The sequence below is a fragment of the Sphingopyxis sp. BE235 genome, from assembly GCF_031457175.1.
In the GTDB taxonomy this organism is placed as follows: domain Bacteria; phylum Pseudomonadota; class Alphaproteobacteria; order Sphingomonadales; family Sphingomonadaceae; genus Sphingopyxis.
On sequence record NZ_JAVDWC010000002.1, the window covers coordinates 223,870 to 247,158 of the forward strand.

Consider the following 23,289-nt stretch of genomic DNA (forward strand, 5'->3'; position numbering starts at 1 on the left):
CGCTCCCCGCCATATGCGCCGCGGGAGTCGGGCGGACGCAGTCTTCGCCAACCCGGTCAGGTCCGGAAGGAAGCAGCCGCAACGAATTCGCTGCGGGTCGTTCCGGCTCCCACCCTCACCATCTCATCGTGTTAATTCGCATCGTCACCCCGGACTTGATCCGGGGTCCCGCTTGTCGACGTCGCTAAGCGGGACCCCGGATCAAGTCCGGGGCGACGAGATATTGGATCGAACCGCCCGTATTCTCCTTCGACAAGCGAGCATGCCGTGCCTAATACGGAACGCATGAGCGATTCCGCCAACGACGAAACCCCGATGCTGGGAATGGACCTGCCCGAGACCGCGCCGCAGCCGTCGAGCGGCCCGTACCGCGTTCTTGCCCGCAAATATCGCCCGCAAACCTTTGCCGAACTGATCGGGCAGGATGCGATGGTGCGCACGCTCGGCAACGCGATCGCGCGCGACCGGCTGGCGCACGCGTTCCTGATGACCGGCGTGCGCGGGGTCGGCAAGACGTCGACCGCGCGGCTGATCGCCAAGGCGCTCAATTGCATCGGCCCCGACGGGCAGGGCGGGCCGACGATCGACCCGTGCGGGGTGTGCGAGCCGTGCCGCGCGATCACCGAGGGGCGCCATATCGATGTGATCGAGATGGACGCCGCGTCGAACACCGGCGTCGACGATGTGCGCGAGATTATCGAGGCGGTGCGCTATGCCGCGGTGTCGGCGCGCTACAAGATCTACATCATCGACGAAGTGCACATGTTGTCGCGCAACGCCTTCAATGCGCTTCTGAAAACGCTCGAAGAGCCGCCGCCGCACGTCAAATTCCTGTTCGCGACGACCGAGGTCAACAAGGTGCCGGTGACGGTGCTGTCGCGCTGCCAGCGCTTCGACCTTCGCCGCATCACCCCCGACATGCTCTTCGCGCATTTCAGTTCGATTCTTCAGAAAGAAGGCGTCGAGGCCGAGGCGCCCGCGATCTGGCTGATCGCCAATGCCGCCGAAGGGTCGGTGCGCGACGGCCTGTCGATCCTCGACCAGGCGATCGCGCATGCCGATCTCGATGGCGGCGGGATGATCGGCGCGGCGCAGGTTCGCGTGATGCTGGGCCTCTCCGACCGCTCGGCGATCGGCCAGTTGATGGCGACGATCCTCGAGGGCGATGCCGGCGGCGCGATCGACCTCGCGCGCGGCCAATATGCGCTCGGGATCGAGCCCGTCGCGATGGTGCGCGGGCTTATGGACCTGACCCACGCGATCACGCTCGCCAAAGTGTCGCGCCACGACGACCCCGCGCTGGCCGAAGCCGACCGCGAGCGCATCGGCGACTGGGCGCAAAAGCTGGGTTTCGCGCCGCTCAACCGGCTGTGGCAGTTGCTGCTCAAGGGGCATGACGAGGTGCTGCGCGCGAACAACCCGCTCGAACATCTCGAAATGCTGCTGCTGCGCGTGATTTACGCCGCATCGATGCCCGACCCGGGTGAGCTCGCAAAGCTGCTCGAAAAGGGCGGCGTGCCCGCGACGCCGATGGTCGCGCCGGCGGCGCCCGCGGCGCAGGAAAGCATGACGGCCGAACCGGTGGCTGTCACGGAAGCGCCAGCAATCGAGAGCGCGGATTCGCCTGCCTCGGCGCTTACCGTCTCACAGATCCATCAGCTCCTCGAAAGCACGGGAAATCATCGGCTTGCGGTCGATGTCTACGATCATCTGCGAATCATCGAACTCGAACCGGGCAGCATCGTTTTCGCCCCGGTTGGCGCGCTCGGCGCGTCGTTCGCGCGCGATCTGGGCGACGCGCTGCTCGCGCAGACCGGCAGCCGCTGGCAGGTGCGGGAAGGCGAAGGCGAGGGACGGCCGAGCCTTGGCCAAATCCGCGCCGCGACGCTCGCCGACAATGACGCGCGAATCCGCGAGCTGCCGGTGGTGAAGGCCGCCTTGGCCGCTTTTCCCGACGCAAAACTTGAAGAGGCCGGCGACAATCGCCATAAGTCGAACCCATGAAATCGATCGAAGAAATGATGAAGGCGGCGCAGGAAGCGGCCGCCACGGTGCAGGCGCAGATGCAGGAGGCGCAGGCGAAGCTCGACAGTGTCGAGGTCGAAGGCGTGTCGGGCGGTGGCCTCGTGCGGATTCGCGCGAGCGCCAAGGGCCGCATCAAGCAAATTTCGATCGACGACAGCCTGATCGTGCCCGCCGATAAACAGATGCTCGAAGACCTGCTCGCCGCCGCGTTCAACGACGCGCGCGAAAAAGCCGATGCGGCGAGCAACGAAGAAATGGGCAAGATGACGAGCGGCCTGCCGCTCCCCCCGGGCTTCAAGCTGCCATTTTGAGCCAGCCCCAAATCCCTCTGGGCCCCGCTGTTCAGCACAGCGACATTGAATGCGTGCCAAGTTACGCCATATTAGCGAAGAACCACCTATAAGAAGGGCGGTGCGCCCGGTCGCGGGGCCCGTCCAGGAGCCGTAATGACGCAATCTTATCCTCTTCTTCCGCTTCGTGACATCGTCGTTTTCCCGCACATGATCGTGCCCTTGTTCGTCGGCCGCGACCGCTCGGTCGCCGCGCTCGAAACCGCGATGGAAAGCGACAAGGAAATCTTCCTCGTCGCGCAGCTTGATCCGGGCGAGGACGACCCGCAGCGCGACGATCTGTACGACGTCGGCGTGATCGCCACCGTGCTCCAGCTGCTGAAACTGCCCGACGGCACCGTCCGCGTGCTCGTCGAAGGGAAGGAGCGCGCGAAGCTGCTCGCGCTCACCAACGAAGACAAGGCCGTGATGGCGAGCGTGAAGCCGGTCGGCGACACGATCGATGACAGCGTCGACACCGCCGCACTGATGCGCTCGGTCGTCGATCAGTTCGAAAATTACGCCAAGCTCAACAAGAAGATGCCCGCCGAAACCGCGGTGCAGCTGTCGCAGATCGAGGATGCCTCGCGCCTCGCCGATTCGGTCGCGGGCAACCTCAACATCAAGGTCTCCGACAAGCAGGCGTTGCTCGTCGAGGACGCGCCGTCGAAGCGGCTCGAAATGGTCTTCGCCTTCATGGAAGGCGAGCTTGGCGTGTTGCAGGTCGAAAAGAAGATCCGCGGCCGCGTGAAGCGCCAGATGGAAAAGAGCCAGCGCGAATATTATCTCAACGAACAGTTGAAGGCGATCCAGCGCGAGCTCGGCAACGACAATGGCGAGGGCGGCGACGACCTGGCCGAACTTCAGCTCAAGATCGACAGCCTCAAAATGTCGAAGGAAGCCAAGGCCAAGGCGCAGGCTGAAATGAAAAAGCTGCGTGCGATGGCGCCGATGTCGGCCGAGGCGACCGTTGTCCGCAACTATCTCGACACGCTGATCGGCCTGCCATGGGGCAAGAAGTCGAAGCTGAAAAAGGACATCGCGAAGGCGCAGGAAGTCCTCGACGACGACCATTATGCACTCGAAAAGGTCAAGGACCGGATCGTCGAATATCTCGCGGTTCAGGCGCGCACCAACAAGCTGAAGGGGCCGATCCTCTGCCTCGTCGGCCCTCCGGGCGTCGGCAAGACCAGCCTCGGCAAATCGATCGCCAAGGCGACGGGGCGCGAGTTCATTCGCCAGTCGCTGGGCGGCGTGCGCGACGAAGCCGAAATCCGCGGCCACCGCCGCACCTATATCGGCTCGCTGCCGGGCAAGATCGTGACGAACCTCAAAAAGGCCGGCACGATGAACCCGCTGTTCCTGCTCGACGAGATCGACAAGCTCGGCCAGGATTTCCGCGGCGATCCGGCATCGGCGCTGCTCGAGGTGCTCGACCCCGAACAGAATGGCAAATTCCAGGACCATTATCTGGAAGTCGACGTCGACCTCAGCGACATCATGTTCGTCACCACCGCGAACTCGCTCAACCTGCCGCAGGCGCTGCTCGACCGCATGGAGATCATCCGGCTCGAAGGTTATACCGAGGACGAAAAGGTCGAGATCGCCAAGCTGCACCTGATCGCGAAGCAGATCGAGGCGCATGGGCTGAAGGCCGGCGAGTTCGAGCTGACCGAAGAAGGGCTGCGCGACCTGATCCGTTATTACACCCGCGAGGCCGGCGTCCGCACGCTTGAGCGCGAGATTGCGCGTCTGGCGCGCAAGGCGCTGCGCCGCATTCTCGAAGGCAAGGCCGAAAGCGTCACCGTGACGCCCGACAATCTGTCCGAATTCGCGGGCGTGCGCAAATTCCGCCACGGCATGGGCGATCTGGAAGATCAGGTCGGCGCCGTCACGGGGCTGGCATGGACCGAGGTCGGCGGCGAATTGCTGACGATCGAAGCCGTGACCGCATCGGGCAAGGGGCAGGTCCGCACCACCGGCAAGCTCGGTGAAGTGATGACCGAATCGGTGCAGGCGGCGCTGTCGTTCGTGAAGGCGCGCGCCCCGGCCTATGGCATCAAGCCCAGCCTGTTCGCGCGCAAGGACATCCACATCCACTTGCCCGAAGGCGCGGTGCCGAAGGATGGCCCCTCGGCCGGTGTCGGGATGGTCACCGCGATGATTTCGACGCTGACCGGGATCGCGGTGCGCCGCGACGTCGCGATGACCGGCGAAGTCACGCTGCGTGGCCGCGTTCTGGCGATCGGGGGCCTCAAGGAAAAGCTGCTCGCGGCTCTTCGTGGTGGCATCAAGACCGTGCTGATCCCCGAAGAGAATGAGAAAGACCTCGTTGAAATCCCGGCGAATATCACGACCGGATTGAAGATCATCCCGGTCAGCCACGTCGACGAAGTGCTCGCCGTGGCCCTGGTTTCGCCGGTCGTTCCGATCGAATGGACCGAGGCCGACGAGCTTGCCGCGTCGCCCCCGGTTCACTCCGGCACCGACCCCGAAACGACGATTCGGCACTGAGTCATCGCCGCTTGACGGCAATTCGCCCCAAATTCGTCGCAAAATCGACGTTTTGGGGCGTTTTGCGCCCTTTTTTGCTTTGACAAGGCGGGGCTAAACATCGTTAGTGACGCGCCATGGCTTCGGGCCATGAGAATCATTAAACCAACCATATTGCAGGGGTTCCTTAGGCATGAACAAACAAGACCTGATCGCCGCCGTCGCTGACTCGAGCGGCCTGACCAAGGGTGACGCGAGCAAAGCGGTTGAAGCCGTGTTCGACGCGATCACGGGTTCGCTGAAGAAGGGCGGCGAAGTCCGTCTCGTCGGCTTCGGCACCTTCGCAGTCAGCAAGCGCAAGGCATCGACCGGCCGCAACCCGCGCACCGGCGAAACGATGACCATCGCGGCGTCGAACCAGCCGAAGTTCAAGGCCGGCAAGGCCCTCAAGGACGCCGTCAACTAAGTTGACAGGCGCCTTCTGGTGAAACCATCTCGGGCCGCGGCGCAAGCTGCGGCCCGATTTGTATCTGCCGGTGGGATCCATGCGATTTGTGCGTGAAGATTGAGCAAATGCCCGTTGCAATCACCGTCGCAGCGGCTATGGACGTCCGACTTTCGGACACCGGGCTTCCGGCATGCACCGATCGGGCGCGTAGCTCAGCGGTAGAGCACACCCTTCACACGGGTGGGGTCACAGGTTCAATCCCTGTCGCGCCCACCATGGCCCTCCGGCCATGGCACGAACCGAAACCGGAGCTGACCCGGCCATTCATCGCCTATTCAATGCTTTCGCGTTAGAGAAACGGCCATGATCCGTACACTGACCCTCTCCCTCATCTCCGCGCTGCTGCTCTCGGCAGGCGCGCCCGCGACCGCCCGCGGCAACCGCGACCAGGACAATCTGCGCGAAGCGGCGGCGCAGGGACAGGTTATCCCGCTCAACAAGCTGATCGCCGACGTCCGTTCGCGCGCGCCCTATAGCGAGATGACCTATCTCGGCGGCCCGCAGTTCGATGCGGGGCGGATGATCTATGCCCTGAAATTCATGGACGGCAGCCAGGTGGTCGTTGTCTATGTCGATGCCCGCACCGGCCGGATCGTGGGACGCAAACCCTGACATTCCCGTGAACCGACCTTTCGTCGCAACGAGATTTTGCGATGATCGTTCGGACTTGATACACAGTCGAAACATGCGGCCGGGTTGCCCGGTGCGCAAAGGAAAGGCGCCTGAATGCGGATCTTGATTGTCGAAGACGAACCCACGCTGGGCCCGCAGCTGAAGGCGACGCTGGAGGGGGCCGGCTATGCCGTCGATCTCGCGACCGATGGCGAGGACGGGCACTTCCTCGGCTCGACCGAAAATTACGACGCCGCAATCCTCGATCTCGGCCTGCCCGAAATCGACGGGCTCACGGTGCTCGACCGCTGGCGCCGCGAAAAGCGCAACTTTCCCGTGCTCGTCCTCACCGCGCGCGACAGCTGGTCCGACAAGGTGGCGGGGCTCGATGCGGGCGCCGACGACTATCTCGCCAAGCCATTCCAGACCGAAGAGCTGATCGCCCGCCTGCGCGCGCTGATCCGCCGCGCCGCGGGCAATGCGTCGAGCGAGCTGACGGCGGGTCCGGTGCGCCTCGACACGCGCTCGGGCCGCGTCACGCTGGCCGGCGAGCCGGTGAAGCTGACGGCGCAGGAATATAAGCTGCTGTCGTACCTGCTCCATCACAAGGGCAAGGTCGTGTCGCGCACCGAGCTGATCGAACATATCTACGATCAGGATTTCGACCGCGATTCGAACACGATCGAGGTGTTCGTGACGCGCATCCGCAAGAAATTGGGTGCCGACATCATCACGACGATCCGCGGCCTCGGTTATCAGCTCGACGATCCGCAATAAGCCGTGAGAGAGGCCGACGTCGCCCCGGCGGTCGTAGAAGACCCGGACGCGGCGGACAAACCGGCGGCGCTGACCAGCCGCATCACCGGTTCGCTCGCGCGGCGCATGATCGCGATCGCGGCGCTGTGGATTTCGGTGCTGCTGATCGGCGGCGGCTTTGCGCTCGACCGCGTGCTGACCGGTGCGATCACGCGCAACTTCGATTCGAGCCTCGAATATGTGCTGATCGCGATGATCCGCTCGTCGGAGATCGGCCCCGATGGCGAAGTGCGGCTGGTCGAGCCGCTCGGCGACCAGCGTTTCCTCGAACCGTACAGCGGGCTTTACTGGCAGATCAGCGGCGGTAATCAGGAACCCTATCGCTCGCGCTCGCTGTGGGAACGGTCGCTGAAGGCGCCGACGCCGCATGTCGACAACCAGATCCACACCTATGACAGCACCCAGTTTCCCGACGAGGAACTGCGCGTGCTCGAACGCAACGTCATCCTGCCGGGCAGCAAGACCAACTGGCGGTTCCAGATCGCCCAGTCGCGCGAAGCGCTCGACACCCAGAATCGCGCGGTGCGTGCGACGCTGATCCCCAGCCTTGCGCTGCTCGGCCTCGGCCTCATCATCCTCGCTGCGCTCCAGACCTTTTACGGCCTGTGGCCGCTGCGCCACATCCGCCGCGCGATCGCGGCGATGCGCGGCGGGCAGAACCGCCGCGTCGATGCGCCCCTGCCGCTCGAAGTGCAGCCGATGGTCGACGAACTCAACGCGCTGCTCGCGCATAACGAGAAACAGGCCGAGGAAGCGCGACTGCACGCGGGCAATCTCGCGCATGCGCTGAAAACGCCGCTCACCGTGCTCGTGAACAGCGCGACGAGCTCGGATACGGAACTCGCCGACACCGTGCGGCGCGAGGCGGCGACGATGCAGCGGCAGGTCGACCACCACCTCGCCCGCGCGCGCGCGGTCGGGCGTCGCGGCGCGGCACAGGCGCGTGCGACCGTCTGGGACAGCGTGAACAGCGTGTCGCGCGCGGTCGCCGCGCTCTATCCCGATGCGCGGCTCGATGCGGCCGGCGACAAGACCGTCGTTGTGCGCGTCGAGCGGCAGGATCTCGACGAACTCGTCGGCAATTTGCTCGAAAACGCGGCCAAATATGGCGGTGGCAGTGTCTTTGTTACCGTCGGCCGCGAAGACGGAATGGCGGAAATCCTGATCGAGGATGATGGCGCTGGAATCTCGCCCGCCGACCGCGACCGCGTCATCGACCGCGGCGTCCGCCTCGACAGCGGCAAACCGGGGACGGGGCTGGGACTCGCGATCGTGCGCGACGTTGCCGAAATCTACGGCGGCAGCATCGCACTCGAGGAGAGCGAGGATCTCGGCGGATTGCTCGTGCGGCTGAGGCTGCCGGCGGGGTAGCGGCCGAATGACTGCTTTGGGGTGGGAAGCGGAGGTAGCCCACTTCTTCGTCATCCCCGCGAAGGCGGGGATCCCGCTTGGCGACGGCGAAGAAAAAAGCGGGATTCCCGCCTTCGCGGGAATGACAGGATTCGGTCGAAAGCGCCCGATCGCCTTTACGCCGCGGTCACTTCCAGCCCGCGCTGTACGGCGGGGCGAGCGAGGCCCGCATCGAGCCAGCGCTGGACATGCGTGAACCGGTCGAAGCCGACGATCTCGCGCGCATCGTAAAATCCGATCAGGTTGCGGACCCAGCCGAGCAATGAAATATCGGCGATGCTGTAGTCTGCGCCCATCACCCATTCGCGGGTCGCCAGTCGCTCGTCGAGCACACCGAGCAATCGCGCCGATTCGGCCGCGTAGCGGTCGCGCGGGCGCTTGTCCTCATATTCGCGGCCGGCGAATTTGTGAAAGAAGCCGAGCTGGCCGAACATCGGCCCGACCCCGCCCATCTGCCACATCACCCACTGGATCGTTTCGTAGCGCGTTACCGGGTCGGCCGAAAGAAACTGCCCGCTCTTGTCGGCGAGATAGATCAGGATCGCGCCCGATTCGAACAGCGCGAGCGGCTTTCCGCCCGGGCCTTGCGGATCGTAGATCGCCGGGATCTTGCCATTTGGATTGAGCGCGAGGAAGGCCGGATCATGGCTCTCGTTCGCCATGATGTCGATCCGGTGCGGTTCATAAGCAAGGCCGGTTTCCTCGAGCATGATGCCCGCCTTCACCCCGTTCGGCGTCGGCGCGGAGAAAAGCTGGATCCGGTCGGGGTGCTGCGCGGGCCAGCGCGCGAAGATCGGATGGTCGACGCTCATACGCTTTGCTCGCGCTTGGCTTGTTGGTGATGGCGGATCACTTCGTCGATGATGAAGCGCAGGAATTTCTCGGTGAAATCGGGGTCGAGGTCGGCATCGCGGGCCAGTTCGCGCAGCCGTTCGATCTGGCGCTCCTCGCGGCCGGGGTCGGCGGGGGGCAGGCCTTCGCGCGCCTTGAGCTCGCCGACCGCCTTGGTCACCTTGAACCGTTCGGCGAGCATATAGACGAGCGCCGCGTCGATATTGTCGATGCTCTGGCGGTAACGGCTCAGTTGGTCGTCCATGGGTGCGCGATTCCTCTCTTCTCCGGCACGCTTGGCACCGTGCGGGGCTTCAAAGCAAGCCGAAAGTCGTTGCAAAATCGTGGGCACGGCGCCAAGGCTCGCCGCGTTATGACTGCGGAAATCCATCAGCTCCACGGCGACCGGCCGCCCTCGCTCGACCCGATGATGGCGCTCGTCGCCGCCGACATGAACGAGGTGAATTCGGTCATTCTCGACCGCATGCAGTCCGAAGTGCCGCTGATCCCCGAACTTGCCGGTCATTTGATCGCTGGCGGTGGCAAGCGCATGCGGCCGATGCTGACGCTCGCGTGCGGAAAGCTGCTCGACTATCCGGGGCGCCGCCACTGCAAGCTCGCCGCCGCGGTCGAGTTCATCCATACCGCAACCTTGCTCCACGACGATGTCGTCGACAAATCGGACCTGCGCCGCGGGCGCAAGACCGCGAACCTCATCTGGGGCAACAGCGCCTCGGTGCTCGTCGGCGATTTCCTGTTCAGTCGTGCGTTCGAGGTGATGGTCGAGGACGGCTCGCTGAAGGTGCTCAAGATCCTCAGCCGCGCTTCGGCCGTGATCGCCGAGGGCGAGGTCAACCAGCTCTCGGCGCAGCGCCGGATCGAGACGAGCGAGGACCAGTATCTCGCGATCATCAACGCCAAGACCGCCGAGCTGTTCGCCGCGGCGTGCAAGATCGCCGCGGTCGTCGCCGAGCGTGACGAGGCGACCGAAGCCGCGCTCGACGCCTATGGCCGCAACCTCGGCATCGCGTTCCAGCTCGTCGACGATGCGATCGATTATGTTTCGGACGCCGAAACGATGGGCAAGGGCGTCGGCGATGACTTCCGCGACGGCAAGGTCACCTTGCCCGTCATCCTCGCTTATGCGCGCGGCAGCGCCGAGGAGCGCGAGTTCTGGAAGCTCGCGATCACGGGGCACCGCACGTCGGACGAAGATCTTGGCTACGCGACGAGCCTGCTCCACAAGCACGACACGATCGCCGACACGCTCGCGCGCGCGCGCCATTACGGCCAGCGCGCGGTCGATGCGATCGGGGGTTTCAGCGCCAGCCAGGCGAAGTCGGCGCTGACCGAAGCGGTCGCCTTCGCCGTCGCGCGCGCCTATTGACGCTCCACTTTTGAGGGAAGATCGGCGACACCATCCTTTCGTCACCCCGGACTTGATCCGGGGTCCCGCTTAGCGACGGTGAAAAGCGGAACCCCGGATCAAGTCCGGGGTGACGAGGATAATAGATCGGCTTTCCAGCATATCGGGAACGACATATGGCGATGATGGGTCCAGCAGCCGAAAACCCCGACGCCTATATCGCTGCACTGTCGGGCTGGCAGCGCGAACGCTGCGAAATGATGCGCGCGGCGATCCGGCGCGCGGCGCCCTTCGAAGAGACGATCAAATGGACCAACCTCGTCTTCATGGCGAATGGTCCGTGCATCCTGATCCGCGCCGAGGAGCATCGCGTGCTGCTTGGCTTCTGGCGGGGCAAAAGGCTGCGCGACCTCGATCCGCGCATCAAGGCGAGCGGCAAATATGAATTGGGCAATCTGGTGATGACCGAAGCGACTGAGGTCACCGCCGATGCGGTGTCGCGCCTCGCCGCCGACGCTTTTCGCCTCAATACCGAATTGGGCAACCCCGCGGCGCGAACATGATGCAGGTGCTGCCGATCGATGTCGTGCTGCCCGATATCATGGCGGCGCTGGTGCTGAAACCCAACGCCGTTGTCGTTGCGCCGCCGGGCGCGGGCAAGACGACGCGCGTCGCCCCCGCGATTCTCGACCAGCCGTGGTGCAAGGGCGCGGTGTGGCTGCTCTCGCCGCGCCGGCTTGCGGCGCGCGGGGCGGCCGAGCGGATCGCCGAGGAGATGGGCGAAGCGGTCGGCGGCCGCGTCGGCTATGCGACGCGGCTCGACAGCAAGCAATCGGCGGCGACGCGGCTGCTCGTGATGACGCCGGGCCTGTTCCGCAACCGAATCCTCGCCGATCCCGAGCTTCATGGCGTGTCGGCGGTGCTGTTCGACGAGGTTCACGAACGCAGTCTCGACGGCGATTTCGCGCTCGCGCTGGCGATCGACGCGCAGCAGGGGCTGCGCGACGACCTCCGCCTTGTCGCGATGTCGGCGACGCTCGACGGCGTGCGCTTCGGCGCTTTGCTCGGTAATGCGCCGGTGGTGAAGAGCGAGGGCAAGATTTGGCCGCTCGACCTCCGCCATATCGGTCGCCGCGCCGAGGACCGGCTCGAGGCGTCGGTGCTCGGCGCGGTGCGGCAGGCCATGGCCGACGAGGCCGACGGCGACATCCTCGCCTTCCTGCCGGGTGCGGCCGACATAGAACGCGCCGCGACCGCGGTCGAAGAGGCGCGGCTGCCGCTCGCGGTCCACCGCCTGCACGGCCAGATCGACCCGGCGCTGCAACGCAAGGCGCTCGTCCGCGACCCCGATGGGCGGCGCAAGCTGATCCTCGCGACGAGCATCGCCGAAACCAGCCTGACGATCGATGGCGTACGCATCGTCATCGACGCCGGGCTCTCGCGCCGTCCGCGCTTCGACAAGGCCGCGGGCATTGCGCGCCTTGTCACCGAGCGCGCGAGCCAGGCGTCGGCAACCCAGCGCGCCGGCCGCGCAGCACGGCAGGGGCCGGGCGTTGCGTACCGATTGTGGGAGGCCGCGGCGACGGCGGGCATGCCGCCGTTCGATCCGCCCGAAATCCACGAGAATGACCTGATGCCCGTCGTGCTCGATTGCGCGAGCTGGGGCATCGTCGATCCGCGCCAGCTGGGCTGGCTCGACCCGCCGTCGCCCGCCGCGATCTCCGAAGCGAAAGCGCGGCTTCAGGCGATCGGCGCGCTCGCCGGCGACGGCCGCATCACCGCGCACGGCAAGGCACTCGCCGCAATCCCCCTGCCGGTGCCGCTCGCGCATATGCTGCTCGACGCGGCGCGCGCAGGGGAAGCCGAGATGGCGGGGCGGCTCGCGGTGCTGCTCACCGAACCCGGGCTCGGCGGGCGCGGCGTCGATGTCGAAGCGCGGCTCGGGCGCTGGCGCGGGCAGCGCAACGAGCGCAGCGAAGGCGCGTGGCGGCTCGCGCGGCGGTTGGGGACGATCGGCGAGAAGCTGGCGGCCGAGGCGGGCGATGTCGAGCCGCGCTCGATCGGCGGCTGGATCGCGACCGCCTGGCCCGACCGCGTCGCGCGGCAGCGGGCAGGGCAGCGCGGCGAATATCTGAGCGTCGGCGGCCGCGCCTATCGCATTGACGCAGTCGATCCGCTCGCGGGTAGCGAGTGGCTCGCGATCGCCGATGCGCAAGGCCATGCTGCGGGCGTACGCATCCTCGCCGCCGCGCCGATCGCACAGGCCGAGGTCGAGGCACTCTTCGCCGACCGCATCGTTCAGCATTCGGCGAGCAGCTATGACAGCACGAACGACCGCGTCGACCATCGCCGCGAACGACGGCTCGGCGCGATCGCGCTGACGAGCGGGCAGGCGGGGCGCAGCGAAAATGCCGGGGACGATATCGCGGTGCGGATGGCGGCGGTGCGCAGCAAGGGGCTGGGGCTGATCGGCTGGGGGGCGGCGGCGCAGGCGCTGCGCCAGCGCGCTTCTTACGCGGGGATCGACGGGCTTTCGACTGGCGCGCTCGCCGACAGTCTCGAGCTCTGGCTGGAGCCGCTGCTCGCGGGGTGCCGCGGCCTCCGCGACATTGGCGATCGCAAGCTGGCCGAGGCGCTGATGGCGACGCTCGACTGGCCGGCGCGCCAGCTGCTCGAAAAACATGCGCCCGCGGATTATGCGACGCCCGTCGGCAGCCGGCATCCGATCGACTATGGCGCCGACGGCGGGCCGACGGTCAGCGTGCGCGTGCAGGAATTGTTCGGGCTGGCGCGCCACCCGACGATCGGCGATCCGCCGGTGCCGCTGATACTCGCGCTGACCTCGCCCGCGCACCGGCCGATCCAGACGACGCGCGACCTCGTCTCCTTCTGGAGCGGCAGCTGGCACGATGTCGCGCGCGAGATGCGCGGGCGCTATCCCAAGCACAACTGGCCCGACGATCCGGCGAACGCGCGGCCAAGCTTGATGACCAAAGCGGCGCAGGCGCGGCGCGATGCGCAATAGACCTCTTTTCGTGGGGCGGGGTTGGCGCTAAGGCGGCGGAACAGGCACCAGTTACAGGACATTCCGATGAAAGCGCGTATCTTCCAGAAGCCCAAGAATGCGATGCAGTCGGGGCGTGCCGGGACGCAGCGCTGGATGCTGGAATTCGCCCCCGCCGAAGCGCGCAAGGCCGATCCGCTGATGGGCTGGGCGGGCAGCGGCGACACGCAGCGCCAGCTGCGCCTGGGTTTCGCGAGTCAGGAAGAGGCGGTGGCCTATGCGGAGAAGAATGGGATCGACGTGGAGGTCTCTGCGCCCCCCGTTCGCACGCTAAAGATCCAGGCCTACGCCGACAATTTCCGGTAAGCCCATAAACGTCGCTCCCGCGAAGGCGGGGGCCGCTGGAGATGTAACGTAAGGACGATAACGGCCCCCGCCTTCGCGGGGGCGACGTTCTTGAGATTTACTCCGCGTCGGGCTGCAACAATTTGTGCAGGTGGACGACGACATATTTCATTTCGGCATCGTCGACCGTGCGCTGCGCTGCGCTGCGCCACGCCTTTTCGGCCGACTTATAATCGGGATAGAGGCCGACGACGTCGAGATTGTGCAGGTCGACGAAGTCGAGACCCTGCGGATCGGCGACGCGTCCGCCGAACACGAGATGCAATTTGCTCATGGCTGCTTTCCTTGCGGGCTAGCGCTGGGGAGGGGAGAAGCCGCGCCCCCTACCAGCGCTTTGCCCTTACGGCAAGTGCGGCTCAATCCTCGCCCTTGCGGCCCCCCGAACCGGACTTCGGCAGCAGCGAGCCGAGCAGCGCGCCGATCGCGACCGCGCCCGCGACCAAGGCCAGCGGCTGCTTCTCGGCCGCATCCTTCAGCTTGCTGTTCGCGCGCTTGGCCTGCGCCTTGCCCTTTTCATAGACTTCGCCGGCGGCTTCGCGGGCGACGCCGGCCTGTTCGCTTGCCTTGGCTGCGAGGTCTTCGGTCGCGGCGCGGGCGCGGCCGTAGCCGTCCTGGATGCGCGCTTTTGCCGCCTCGGCGGTCAGCCGCGCATTTTCGGCGGTTTTCTCCGCAAGTTCACTCGCTTTTGCACGCGTCTCGCGGGCGGTTTCACCGAATGGCTTCATCATCTTCCTCCACTATTTCGATGTCATCCTCGTCCGCCCGTTCATCGGCGGAACGAAAATGATCGGCGACGTCGGTCGCCAGGTCCTGAATCTTTTGCATCAGGCGGGGCGCATGTTCCTTGATCGGTTCGCGTAGCAACCAAGCGAGGCCGGCTGCCGCTGCGATCGCGATCGGCAGCTTGTTGTCGCGAAACTGCTGCTGCACGGCATGCGCGGTGTCGTCGACGGCCTCGCCAATCCGGTATTTGCCGCGATCGACGAGCGCACTGGGCCTCAGCGCCGCGCGCGCGACGTCGAGCCGGCGGTGCAGTTCGCCCCGCTGGAGCATCGAGCGGCGCGCGGCGGCGATTAGGCGATTACGCGTCCGCGGCATCGTCGATCCCCTCGTTCGTCAGGTCGCGGCGGAGCGCGGTACGGATGTCGCCATAGCTGAGCTGCGCGCGCCATCCGGCAAAGCCCGCGATGGCGAGCAGCACCGCGACGACGATCAGTGTCGCAACGAATGGCCCGACATGCGGCGCGAGCGCGAGGATCGCCCCGAACGCAAGTGCAAGCATTGCGATGCCCAAGGCAGTTGCCGCGACCGCGCCCCACGCCGCGGTCCATGACGCGCCGTGTAGTGCCAGTTCGCTGCGGGCCTCAAGCAGCGCCAGTTCCGCCCGTGCCGTCGCCGAGAGATTGTCGACGACGTCGCCGACAATCGTTTCGAGCGGAACGGGCGGCGGCGTGACCGGACGTCCGTCGGGCGCATAACCATGACTTATGCCGTCAAAGCTGCGCGCGTCGGGCGCCGGCGGGGTATTCGGATCGGAAGATGCCAATGCCCTGTCAATCGTTCGAGCTGCCCTTGAGCATCCGGGCGAGCACGAAGCCGATCACCGTGGCGGCACCGACGGCGATCGCCGGGTTCTTCTTGACCATGTCGCGCGTCGAGGCGGCGAGCTCGTCGAGATCCTTCTTGTCGAGCGTCGTGGCAAGGCCGGCAACGGTCGTCGCGGCCGAGCGGGCGTAGTCGCCATATTGTTTGCCGAACTTGGTGTCGACGGTGCCGGCGCTGTCTTCGAGCAGCTTGGCGAGGCTGCCGACGGCTTCGGCGGCCTTGTCCTTGCCCTTGTTCGCGGCGTCGCGGGCCTTGGTCGAAGCCTGATTCTTCAGCGTCGTCGCTTCCTGCTTCAGCGAGGCCGCTTTCTTTGACGCTTCGGATTTGATGGTGTCGCGCGTCGCGGCGATCTGGTCGCGGATCGGGTGATCCTTGGCGTTCGCCTTTTTGGCGGCCGGCTTGCGTGCCGGCGCCGCCTTGGTGGCGGCGGCCTTCACGGGCGCCTTGGGACGGGGAGCGGCAACTTTCTTCGTCGCGGGAGTAGCGGCTTTGGCCATCGGCTTTGTCCTCTTCTTCTTATACGGGCGCCGCATCAGCGGGCGTCCCCTTTTGGTCCTGCCTCAATATATAGCAAGGCGGACCGAATGGTTCCATCCCTCCGCAAAATTCCTATGCAGCGGTTGCACTAAGGTCACCCTGCCGATAACAGGCGGGCGCCTTTCCCTACGCCCTGTCGACAGGGCTTCAGCAGGACAAAATCCATGACCGCCATCATCGACATCCACGGCCGCGAAATCCTCGACAGCCGCGGCAATCCGACCGTTGAAGTCGATGTCCTGCTCGAAGACGGCAGCTTCGGCCGCGCGGCGGTGCCCTCGGGCGCCTCGACCGGCGCGCACGAAGCCGTTGAACTGCGCGATGGCGACAAGAGCCGTTATCTCGGCAAGGGCGTGATCAAGGCGGTAGCCGCGGTGAACGGCGATATCGCCGAGGCGCTGATCGGCCTCGATGCCGAGGACCAGCGCGAACTCGACCAGGCGATGATCGACCTCGACGGCACCCCGAACAAGAGCCGCCTCGGCGCCAACGCGATCCTCGGCGTCAGCCTCGCCGCTGCCAAGGCCGCGGCCGACGCACGCGGCCTGCCGCTCTATCGCTATGTCGGCGGCGTCTCGGCGCGCACCTTGCCCGTTCCGATGATGAACATCATCAACGGCGGCGAGCATGCCGACAATCCGATCGACGTGCAGGAATTCATGATCATGCCCGTCGGCGCCGGCAGCATCGCCGAAGCCGTCCGCTGGGGCAGCGAGATTTTCCACACGCTGAAGAAGGGCCTCTCGGCAAAGGGCCTCGCGACCGCGGTCGGCGACGAAGGCGGTTTCGCCCCGAACCTCGCCTCGACGCGCGCCGCGCTCGACTTCATCGCGGCATCGGTCGATCAGGCGGGCTTCAAGCTCGGCACCGACGTCGTCCTCGCGCTCGATTGCGCCGCGACCGAATTCTTCAAGAACGGCAAATATGAGATCAGCGGCGAAGGCCTGTCGCTCAGCCCCGAACAGATGGCCGAATATCTCGCCGCGCTCGTGAACGACTATCCGATCAAGTCGATCGAAGATGGCATGAGCGAAGATGATTTTGTGGGCTGGAAGGCGCTCACTGATCTGGTCGGTGACAAGTGTCAGCTCGTCGGCGACGACCTGTTCGTGACCAATCCGCTGCGTCTCGAACAGGGGATCAAGGACGGGCTCGCCAACTCGCTGCTCGTCAAGGTCAACCAGATCGGCACGCTGTCCGAAACGCTCGACGCGGTCGATATGGCGCACCGCGCACGCTACACCGCCGTCATGTCGCACCGCTCGGGCGAGACCGAGGATTCGACAATCGCCGACCTCGCGGTCGCGACCAACTGCGGTCAGATCAAGACCGGCAGCCTCGCGCGTTCGGACCGGCTTGCGAAGTACAACCAGCTGATCCGCATCGAAGAAGAGCTGGGCGACATGGCGCGTTATCCGGGGGCTTCGATTTTCGGCTGAGCGAGCGAAGCGTGCCGGTTCCGTTGGCTCGGCGTTGAGGCGTCAACGCGGATAATCGAGGGTAAGCGGGCTTCCCGGGCGCAACAAATATAAGCCGTCATTCCCGATTTTGACGCGGAAGGTGTCATCGTCTTCCGCTTCGAACAATCCCCCGGCGCCGAGCGGCTTGAGTTGCCGCGGCTCGCGGTCGGGCCGGATCAGCCATAAGGCCGAACCGCGAAGTTCGATCTTCGCGGCGCCATATTGGCCCGCGAAGGCCGAGAGTTCGGTCGGGGTCGGCGCATAACCGGTGCGCTGCGCCGCCAGCCGGTCGCGTGCCCAGACAAGAAAATCCTTTTCGATCCCGGCGGGCGTGACCGGCAGCAGCCGGGCGAGGGCGAGGTCGTAGGCGGTTTCCAGCGCCTCAGGCGCCGGAACCTCGACGGTCGGGGAAACGCCCGTGCCTTCCCAGTCGCGCTTGCCGATGGGATCCTGCGTATATCCGAGCGGCACCGAGAGTCGGAAGAATGGCGGCACCGCGGTATCGTCCGAAAAATGGGCCGCACCCTCGGTGCGTTCGCCCACCAGTTCGCCGAGTTTGAATTGCCCGATCGTATAAGCAAATGCTTCGGCGGCAGAGCGCGAGCGATGGTTGATCAGCACATATAGGGGAATGCCGGTTAGCCGCCCGCTCGGAAGGTTGAGCTGCGATCGGACCTGTACGTCGGCGCTGCCGGGGGTAATCAGGGTGGTCATCAGCGTATCGGGGGCGAAGAAATGGCTCCGCAGATAGTCGAGCGCGTTGGTGTCGCCCCCCTGATTGCTGCGCAGGTCGATGATGATCGCTCGCCCGCCTTTCAAGAAGCGCATCGCGTCGTCATAAGCCCGCGCTGTCTCGGCTTCGTTCCAGAAGAAGCCGACGATCTTCAGATACCGTATATTGCCCGGCAAAAGCCGGGTTTCGACCAGTCCGTGATTGAAGTCGCGCGCATGCTGCGCTTCGAAGGCATTGGATGCCGCGATCGCGGCCTGATCGGGCGGGGCCGTCGCCGCGCGATACCATTCGGGCTCGAACCGTAAATAGAGGTGCGTGTCGTTTGCGACCGTCTGCATGTCCGCGGTAATCAGCGCCGCAAACCGCGTCGGATCGTCGGTCCGATAGCGCGCCTTCGACGAATCGAGCCGTGCCAATATCGCGGGAACGCGTTCGGGATCGATATAGGCCCGGGTTAGCCGGGCCTTGATGGCTTGCAGCGCCGCGTCGCGCGTTGCGGTGGTCAGGATGGGTGCCGTTACCGGTGCCTCTGCTACCGGTTCGGCCGCCGCGACCTGGGAAAAGCACAGGCCCGGGACGAGCATCATTGCTAAAATCATGGGGCGACCGTGCATATCAATCACTTTCCCGGTTGGTCGTTGGTGGCAAACCGCGCTATCCCAATTATCCAGTGGTCGGCTTTAGTATGAGCAATATATTGCGCAGTCAACGTCATGTATCGGACAGGTCCGATGTGCTTGCCAATGTTGGGAAAAACCTGCGCAGATTGCGCGATGAAAGGGATTTGAGCCAAACCGCCTTGGCCCAGATGTCGGGACTCAGCCGGCGAATGATTTCCGCCATCGAGGGCGGAGAGACGAACGTCAGCCTGTCCAGCATCGATCGACTGGCCGCAGCGATGTCGGTCACGTTTTCCGAGATTGTTCGGCCGCCAGATGCTGCCGATGGCAGGCGGGTGAACAGCCTTGCGTGGCAGGGGAAGGCCGCGGGCAGCGAGGCCAGATTACTGGGAACCGCCCCGTCGACGAAGGAGACCGAATTGTGGCTGTGGTCGCTTGGTCCCGGCGACAGCTATCGGTCGGAAGCGCATTCGGAGATAGGCCACGAGATGATTTTTGTTGTCGACGGCCTATTGATAATTGAATTCGGCAATGACGAGTTTCATGTCGCTGGCGGCGATTTCAAGATATTCTCAAGCGCTTCCTCCTGCACATTCATCAACAGACAGCCGACGCCCGTTCGTTTCGTCCGATGCGTGGTCCTCTAGCACCGTCGCGTCGGCCATGGTCCCGCTGATGGTTTTTGAAATGGAAAAGGGTGCAAAACCCGCACCGGGCGCCTTGACGCCGCGAATCAACTCTGATTCAAGGGCCGGAATGACGCAGCGCCACAAATTCCGCAAATCGATGCACCGGGCCGCCGGTCCCGCCATCGCGGTGATGGTGGTGCTGGCGATGATCGGCTACATCATTTTCGGTCCGACCGGCCTGTACGCCTGGGGCGATTACGGCCAGTCGGTCGAGAAGCAGCGCGTCATCCTGAGCGAGCTGACGAAAAAGCAGACCGAGCTGCAGAACCGCGTCAACCTGCTTGACCGGCGCCGCGTCGATCCCGATCTGGCCGAGGAATATGTCCGCGAGAAGCTCGGCGCCTATCACCCCGACGAGGTGATCATTCCGATGGAACCCGACGCGAAGCGCTAAGCTTGTCATCTGCTTTCCCGTCATCCCCGCGAAGGCGGGGATCCCGCTTCCCTTTTTTTGCGGGCACAGCATCGGCCTCCCTCTTGGTTCGGAAAAGCGGGATTCCCGCCTTCGCGGGAATGACGAGGATGGGGCGTAAGCGCGTCTCTTGCTGCATACGTAAGTTGGCATCGCGCCCGCCCATGGTGGGCGTTGCCAAGTGGCGCGCGGCTCTCCTATAGGGAGCGCTTGCCGTAACGGCTAACTGCAAAGGAACCCGCCTTGGCCAAAGCACCCGCGCGCACCTCCCCCGCGCCAAAAAAGACTGCATCCACCCCGGCCGCCGCGAGCAACCGCGAGCAACCGCGCGATCCCGTTCCCTATGACGCGACGCCCGAAGAGCTGGAAAAATTCTATCGCGAGATGCTGCTCATCCGCCGCTTCGAGGAAAAGGCGGGGCAGCTTTACGGCCTCGGCCTGATCGGCGGTTTCTGTCACCTCTATATTGGGCAGGAAGCCGTTGCGGTCGGCCTGCAGTCGGCGCTCGACGGCGACAAGGACAGCGTGATCACCGGCTACCGCGACCATGGCCACATGCTCGCCTACGGCATCGACCCCAAGGTCATCATGGCCGAGCTGACGGGACGCCAGGCCGGCATCTCGAAGGGCAAGGGCGGCTCGATGCACATGTTCAGCGTCGAGCATAAATTCTATGGCGGTCACGGCATCGTCGGCGCGCAGGTGTCGCTCGGCACCGGCCTCGCCTTCGCGCACAAATATCGCGGCGACGGCGGCGTGGCGATGGCCTATTTCGGCGACGGCGCATCGAACCAGGGCCAGGTGTACGAAAGCTTCAACATGGCCGAGCTGTGGAAGCTGCCGATCATCTTCGTGATCGAGAACAACCAATATGCGATGGGCACCTCGGTCAACCGCTCCTCGGCCGAGGACCAGCTCTATCGTCGCGGCGAAAGCTTCCGCATCCCGGGCATGCAGGTCGACGGCATGGACGTGCTCGCGGTGCGCGGCGCCGCCGAAGCGGCGCTCGAATGGGTGCGCGCGGGCAAGGGGCCCGTGCTGATGGAACTCAAGACCTATCGCTATCGCGGTCACTCGATGTCCGACCCCGCCAAATATCGCAGCCGCGAGGAAGTGCAGGCGGTGCGCGACAAGAGCGATTCGATCGAACATCTGAAGAAGCTGATGACCGATGCGGGCATCACCGAGGACAAGTTCAAGGAAATCGACAAGGAAATCCGCGCGATCGTGGCCGAGTCCGCCGACTTTGCGGAAAGCGCGCCCGAACCCGAACTTCATGAACTGTATACCGACGTGCTGGTGGAGCAATATTGAGATGGCCATCGAATTGAAAATGCCGGCACTGTCGCCGACGATGGAAGAAGGCACGCTCGCCAAGTGGCTCGTCAAGGAAGGCGACGCGGTGAAGTCGGGCGACATTCTCGCCGAGATCGAAACCGACAAGGCGACGATGGAATTCGAAGCGATCGACGAAGGCACGATCGGCCAGATCCTCGTTGCCGAGGGCACCGACAATGTGAAGGTCGGCACCGTGATCGCGACGATCACGGGCGAGGGTGAGGAAGCGGCCGCACCGGCGCCGGCACCGGCCGCCGCACCTGCCAAAGACGTCGCCCCAGCCGAAGCTGGGGCCGCTGTCGCCAGCGCTCCCACGCCCGCGGTCCCGGCTCCCGCTGGGACGACGGAGAAGGCGGCACCCGCCGAACGCGCATCGGACCCCGCGATCCCCGAAGGCACCGCGATGGTTCGCCTGACGGTCCGCGAAGCTTTGCGCGACGCGATGGCGGAGGAAATGCGGAAGGACGACCGCGTCTTCGTGATGGGCGAGGAAGTCGCCGAGTATCAGGGTGCTTACAAGGTCACGCAGGGGCTGCTCGAGGAGTTCGGCGCGCAGCGCGTCGTGGACACCCCGATCACCGAATATGGCTTCGCCGGTCTCGGCGCGGGCGCCGCGATGGGCGGGCTGCGTCCGATCATCGAGTTTATGACCTTCAACTTCGCGATGCAGGCGATCGACCACATCATCAACTCGGCGGCGAAGACCAACTATATGTCGGGCGGCCAGATGCGTTGCCCGATCGTGTTCCGCGGACCGAACGGCGCCGCGGCGCGCGTCGGCGCGCAGCACAGCCAGAATTTCGCGCCCTGGTATGCCAGCGTCCCCGGCCTGATCGTGATCGCGCCCTATGACGCGGCCGATGCCAAGGGGCTGCTGAAGGCCGCGATCCGCACTGAAGACCCCGTCGTCTTCCTCGAAAACGAACTGCTCTATGGCCGCAGCTTCGACGTGCCTGAGGTCGACGATTTCGTCCTGCCGATCGGCAAGGCGCGGATCATGCGGCAGGGCAGCGACGTCACCATCGTCAGCTATTCGATCGGCGTCGGGCTCGCGCTCGAAGCCGCCGACCAGCTCGCGGGCGAGGGCATCGACGCCGAGGTCATTGATCTTCGTACGATCCGTCCGCTCGACATCGCGACGGTGCTCGCCAGCCTCAAGAAGACGAACCATCTTGTCATCGTCGAGGAAGGATGGCCGGTCTGCTCGATCGCCAGCGAACTCGCGATGGTCGCGATGGAGCATGGCTTCGACGACCTCGATGCGCCCGTGATGCGCGTGTGCAACGAGGATGTGCCGCTGCCCTATGCGCATAATCTCGAAAAGGCCGCGCTGATCGATACGCCGCGCGTCGTGGCCGCCGTGAAGGCGGTCCGCAATCGCGCCTGACGATCCGGAGGCGGCTTTCTATCCCGATATGCGCGATCCGCGCGTGCTGGTCTCCGTACCGCACGCGCGGCGCGCGGCGTTGTCGGCGCTTTGGGGATTGGCCGCGCGGCTGACCAAGCTGTTGCTCGATGCGCGCGAGCCGCTGATCGGGCAGATCAAGCTCGCCTGGTGGCGCGACATGGCGGCGATGATCGCCAGCGATCCGGGCGCCTTGCCGAAGGGCGAGCCGCTGCTCGCCGAGCTTCAGGAAACATGGGCGGGGCAGGGCGGCCTCGACGCGCTCGTCGACGCCGCCGAAGCGATGTTGCTCGCCGAGAGCGACGGCGATCGGCGCGCGGCCTCCGAAAGCTTTGGCGGACAGCTTTTCGCGCTGTCCGGCGGCGGCGAAGCTGGCGGACGGCGCTGGGGTTTGGTCTGGGGCGCGGGCGTCGAGGAAGGCGAGGCCGAAGCCCGCGATTTGCTCGATCAGGCGAAGGCGCTGGATGCGCCGTCGCGCAGGGTTTTTGGCCGAAACCGGCCGCTTCTGATGCTCGACCGCTGGGCCGGCATGATCGCGAGCCACGATGGCGAGCGGCATTTGCGTAGCGAGGGAATGCTGCTGCTGCGCCTCGGCCTGTTCGGCCGCTGACGATAAAAATGCGCCGGGGGTGGAAATGCCGCGCCCGAACATCTATCTTGTGCGGTACAAAATAGGGTCGCAGGGGACATT

At 65.2% G+C, this 23,289-nt stretch carries 25 protein-coding genes, 1 tRNA gene and 1 other RNA gene; 19 read left to right on the forward strand and 8 right to left on the reverse strand.

The features are described 5' to 3' along the window. Window positions 1-19 precede the first annotated feature (19 nt). From ffs to J2X38_RS08305, 9 genes are all read left to right on the forward strand, one after another. Window positions 20-117, forward strand: an RNA gene (ffs, locus tag J2X38_RS08265) — signal recognition particle sRNA small type. 168 nt (window positions 118-285) lie between these two features. After that, window positions 286-2,004 carry a DNA polymerase III subunit gamma/tau gene (locus tag J2X38_RS08270; RefSeq protein WP_310253083.1) on the forward strand — a complete coding sequence of 573 codons (1,719 nt, stop codon included), beginning with the start codon at window positions 286-288 and terminating at the stop codon, window positions 2,002-2,004. Further along, window positions 2,001-2,336 carry a YbaB/EbfC family nucleoid-associated protein gene (locus J2X38_RS08275; protein ID WP_058538123.1) on the forward strand — a complete coding sequence of 112 codons (336 nt, stop codon included), beginning with the start codon at window positions 2,001-2,003 and terminating at the stop codon, window positions 2,334-2,336. The genes J2X38_RS08270 and J2X38_RS08275 overlap by 4 nt, the downstream gene beginning before the upstream one ends. A gap of 135 nt (window positions 2,337-2,471) precedes the next feature. Continuing rightward, window positions 2,472-4,868: an endopeptidase La gene (gene lon / locus J2X38_RS08280; RefSeq protein WP_058538122.1), complete on the forward strand. Its 2,397-nt coding sequence runs from the start codon at window positions 2,472-2,474 to the stop codon at window positions 4,866-4,868. A 172-nt stretch (window positions 4,869-5,040) separates the two neighbouring features. Next, window positions 5,041-5,313: an HU family DNA-binding protein gene (locus J2X38_RS08285; protein WP_037510426.1), complete on the forward strand. Its 273-nt coding sequence runs from the start codon at window positions 5,041-5,043 to the stop codon at window positions 5,311-5,313. A 183-nt stretch (window positions 5,314-5,496) separates the two neighbouring features. Then, window positions 5,497-5,571, forward strand: a tRNA-Val gene (locus J2X38_RS08290). An 87-nt stretch (window positions 5,572-5,658) separates the two neighbouring features. After that, window positions 5,659-5,967, forward strand: a complete 309-nt coding sequence (locus J2X38_RS08295) for a hypothetical protein (RefSeq protein ID WP_058538121.1) — start codon at window positions 5,659-5,661, stop codon at window positions 5,965-5,967. A 114-nt stretch (window positions 5,968-6,081) separates the two neighbouring features. Then, on the forward strand, window positions 6,082-6,744 hold the full coding sequence (locus J2X38_RS08300; protein ID WP_037510428.1) for a response regulator transcription factor: 663 nt from the start codon (window positions 6,082-6,084) through the stop codon (window positions 6,742-6,744). A gap of 105 nt (window positions 6,745-6,849) precedes the next feature. Further along, window positions 6,850-8,154 carry a HAMP domain-containing sensor histidine kinase gene (locus J2X38_RS08305; protein ID WP_310254824.1) on the forward strand — a complete coding sequence of 435 codons (1,305 nt, stop codon included), beginning with the start codon at window positions 6,850-6,852 and terminating at the stop codon, window positions 8,152-8,154. 155 nt (window positions 8,155-8,309) lie between these two features. Here J2X38_RS08305 and J2X38_RS08310 read toward each other — a convergent pair whose 3' ends face one another. Then, window positions 8,310-9,005 carry a glutathione S-transferase N-terminal domain-containing protein gene (locus J2X38_RS08310; RefSeq protein ID WP_310253092.1) on the reverse strand — a complete coding sequence of 232 codons (696 nt, stop codon included), beginning with the start codon at window positions 9,003-9,005 and terminating at the stop codon, window positions 8,310-8,312. Continuing rightward, window positions 9,002-9,289 (reverse strand): chorismate mutase, encoded by a 288-nt coding sequence (locus J2X38_RS08315; RefSeq protein ID WP_310253094.1) that lies wholly within the window; start codon window positions 9,287-9,289, stop codon window positions 9,002-9,004. Before J2X38_RS08315 ends, J2X38_RS08310 begins: the two co-directional genes overlap by 4 nt. A gap of 108 nt (window positions 9,290-9,397) precedes the next feature. Between J2X38_RS08315 and J2X38_RS08320 the strand changes: the two genes are divergently transcribed. The 4 genes from J2X38_RS08320 to J2X38_RS08335 all read left to right on the forward strand — a co-directional run bounded on the left by J2X38_RS08320 (window position 9,398) and on the right by J2X38_RS08335 (window position 13,760). After that, complete coding sequence (locus J2X38_RS08320; RefSeq protein ID WP_058538117.1) at window positions 9,398-10,411, forward strand: polyprenyl synthetase family protein; 1,014 nt, start codon at window positions 9,398-9,400, stop codon at window positions 10,409-10,411. A 155-nt stretch (window positions 10,412-10,566) separates the two neighbouring features. Continuing rightward, window positions 10,567-10,953, forward strand: a complete 387-nt coding sequence (locus J2X38_RS08325; protein ID WP_310253097.1) for a DUF1801 domain-containing protein — start codon at window positions 10,567-10,569, stop codon at window positions 10,951-10,953. After that, window positions 10,953-13,415 carry an ATP-dependent helicase HrpB gene (gene hrpB / locus J2X38_RS08330; RefSeq protein WP_310254826.1) on the forward strand — a complete coding sequence of 821 codons (2,463 nt, stop codon included), beginning with the start codon at window positions 10,953-10,955 and terminating at the stop codon, window positions 13,413-13,415. Before J2X38_RS08325 ends, hrpB begins: the two co-directional genes overlap by 1 nt. Window positions 13,416-13,481: 66 nt before the next feature. Beyond that, on the forward strand, window positions 13,482-13,760 hold the full coding sequence (locus J2X38_RS08335; RefSeq protein WP_310253099.1) for an ETC complex I subunit: 279 nt from the start codon (window positions 13,482-13,484) through the stop codon (window positions 13,758-13,760). A gap of 97 nt (window positions 13,761-13,857) precedes the next feature. Here the strand turns inward: J2X38_RS08335 and J2X38_RS08340 are convergent, their stop codons facing one another. From J2X38_RS08340 to J2X38_RS08360, 5 genes are all read right to left on the reverse strand, one after another. After that, window positions 13,858-14,073, reverse strand: a complete 216-nt coding sequence (locus J2X38_RS08340) for a DUF4170 domain-containing protein (protein WP_310253101.1) — start codon at window positions 14,071-14,073, stop codon at window positions 13,858-13,860. A gap of 82 nt (window positions 14,074-14,155) precedes the next feature. Beyond that, on the reverse strand, window positions 14,156-14,527 hold the full coding sequence (locus J2X38_RS08345) for a hypothetical protein (protein ID WP_310253103.1): 372 nt from the start codon (window positions 14,525-14,527) through the stop codon (window positions 14,156-14,158). Then, a complete protein-coding gene (locus tag J2X38_RS08350) occupies window positions 14,508-14,852 on the reverse strand; it encodes a hypothetical protein (RefSeq protein ID WP_310253105.1) in 345 nt (114 codons plus the stop codon). The genes J2X38_RS08345 and J2X38_RS08350 overlap by 20 nt, the downstream gene beginning before the upstream one ends. A 28-nt stretch (window positions 14,853-14,880) precedes the next feature. Further along, window positions 14,881-15,345 carry a phage holin family protein gene (locus J2X38_RS08355; protein WP_310253107.1) on the reverse strand — a complete coding sequence of 155 codons (465 nt, stop codon included), beginning with the start codon at window positions 15,343-15,345 and terminating at the stop codon, window positions 14,881-14,883. A gap of 7 nt (window positions 15,346-15,352) precedes the next feature. Beyond that, window positions 15,353-15,901 carry a hypothetical protein gene (locus J2X38_RS08360; protein WP_058538110.1) on the reverse strand — a complete coding sequence of 183 codons (549 nt, stop codon included), beginning with the start codon at window positions 15,899-15,901 and terminating at the stop codon, window positions 15,353-15,355. A 204-nt stretch (window positions 15,902-16,105) separates the two neighbouring features. On the opposite strand from J2X38_RS08360, the gene eno reads away from it, so the two are divergent. Beyond that, window positions 16,106-17,380, forward strand: a complete 1,275-nt coding sequence (gene eno / locus J2X38_RS08365; protein ID WP_137887688.1) for a phosphopyruvate hydratase — start codon at window positions 16,106-16,108, stop codon at window positions 17,378-17,380. 42 nt (window positions 17,381-17,422) lie between these two features. On the opposite strand, the gene J2X38_RS08370 is transcribed toward eno, so the two are convergent. Continuing rightward, entirely contained in the window at window positions 17,423-18,721 is a 1,299-nt protein-coding gene (locus tag J2X38_RS08370; RefSeq protein WP_310253109.1) for a S41 family peptidase, read from the reverse strand. A 98-nt stretch (window positions 18,722-18,819) separates the two neighbouring features. Here J2X38_RS08370 and J2X38_RS08375 point away from each other — a divergent pair, with 98 nt between their 5' ends. The 5 genes from J2X38_RS08375 to J2X38_RS08395 all read left to right on the forward strand — a co-directional run bounded on the left by J2X38_RS08375 (window position 18,820) and on the right by J2X38_RS08395 (window position 23,208). Next, on the forward strand, window positions 18,820-19,401 hold the full coding sequence (locus J2X38_RS08375) for a helix-turn-helix transcriptional regulator (protein WP_058538107.1): 582 nt from the start codon (window positions 18,820-18,822) through the stop codon (window positions 19,399-19,401). A 109-nt stretch (window positions 19,402-19,510) separates the two neighbouring features. Then, entirely contained in the window at window positions 19,511-19,837 is a 327-nt protein-coding gene (locus tag J2X38_RS08380) for a septum formation initiator family protein (protein ID WP_056374132.1), read from the forward strand. Window positions 19,838-20,098: 261 nt separating this feature from the next. Beyond that, window positions 20,099-21,169, forward strand: a complete 1,071-nt coding sequence (gene pdhA, locus J2X38_RS08385) for a pyruvate dehydrogenase (acetyl-transferring) E1 component subunit alpha (protein ID WP_058538106.1) — start codon at window positions 20,099-20,101, stop codon at window positions 21,167-21,169. A gap of 1 nt (window position 21,170) precedes the next feature. Next, entirely contained in the window at window positions 21,171-22,580 is a 1,410-nt protein-coding gene (locus tag J2X38_RS08390) for a pyruvate dehydrogenase complex E1 component subunit beta (protein ID WP_310253112.1), read from the forward strand. Window positions 22,581-22,608: 28 nt separating this feature from the next. Then, a complete protein-coding gene (locus J2X38_RS08395; protein WP_310253114.1) occupies window positions 22,609-23,208 on the forward strand; it encodes a hypothetical protein in 600 nt (199 codons plus the stop codon). Window positions 23,209-23,289: the final 81 nt, after the last annotated feature.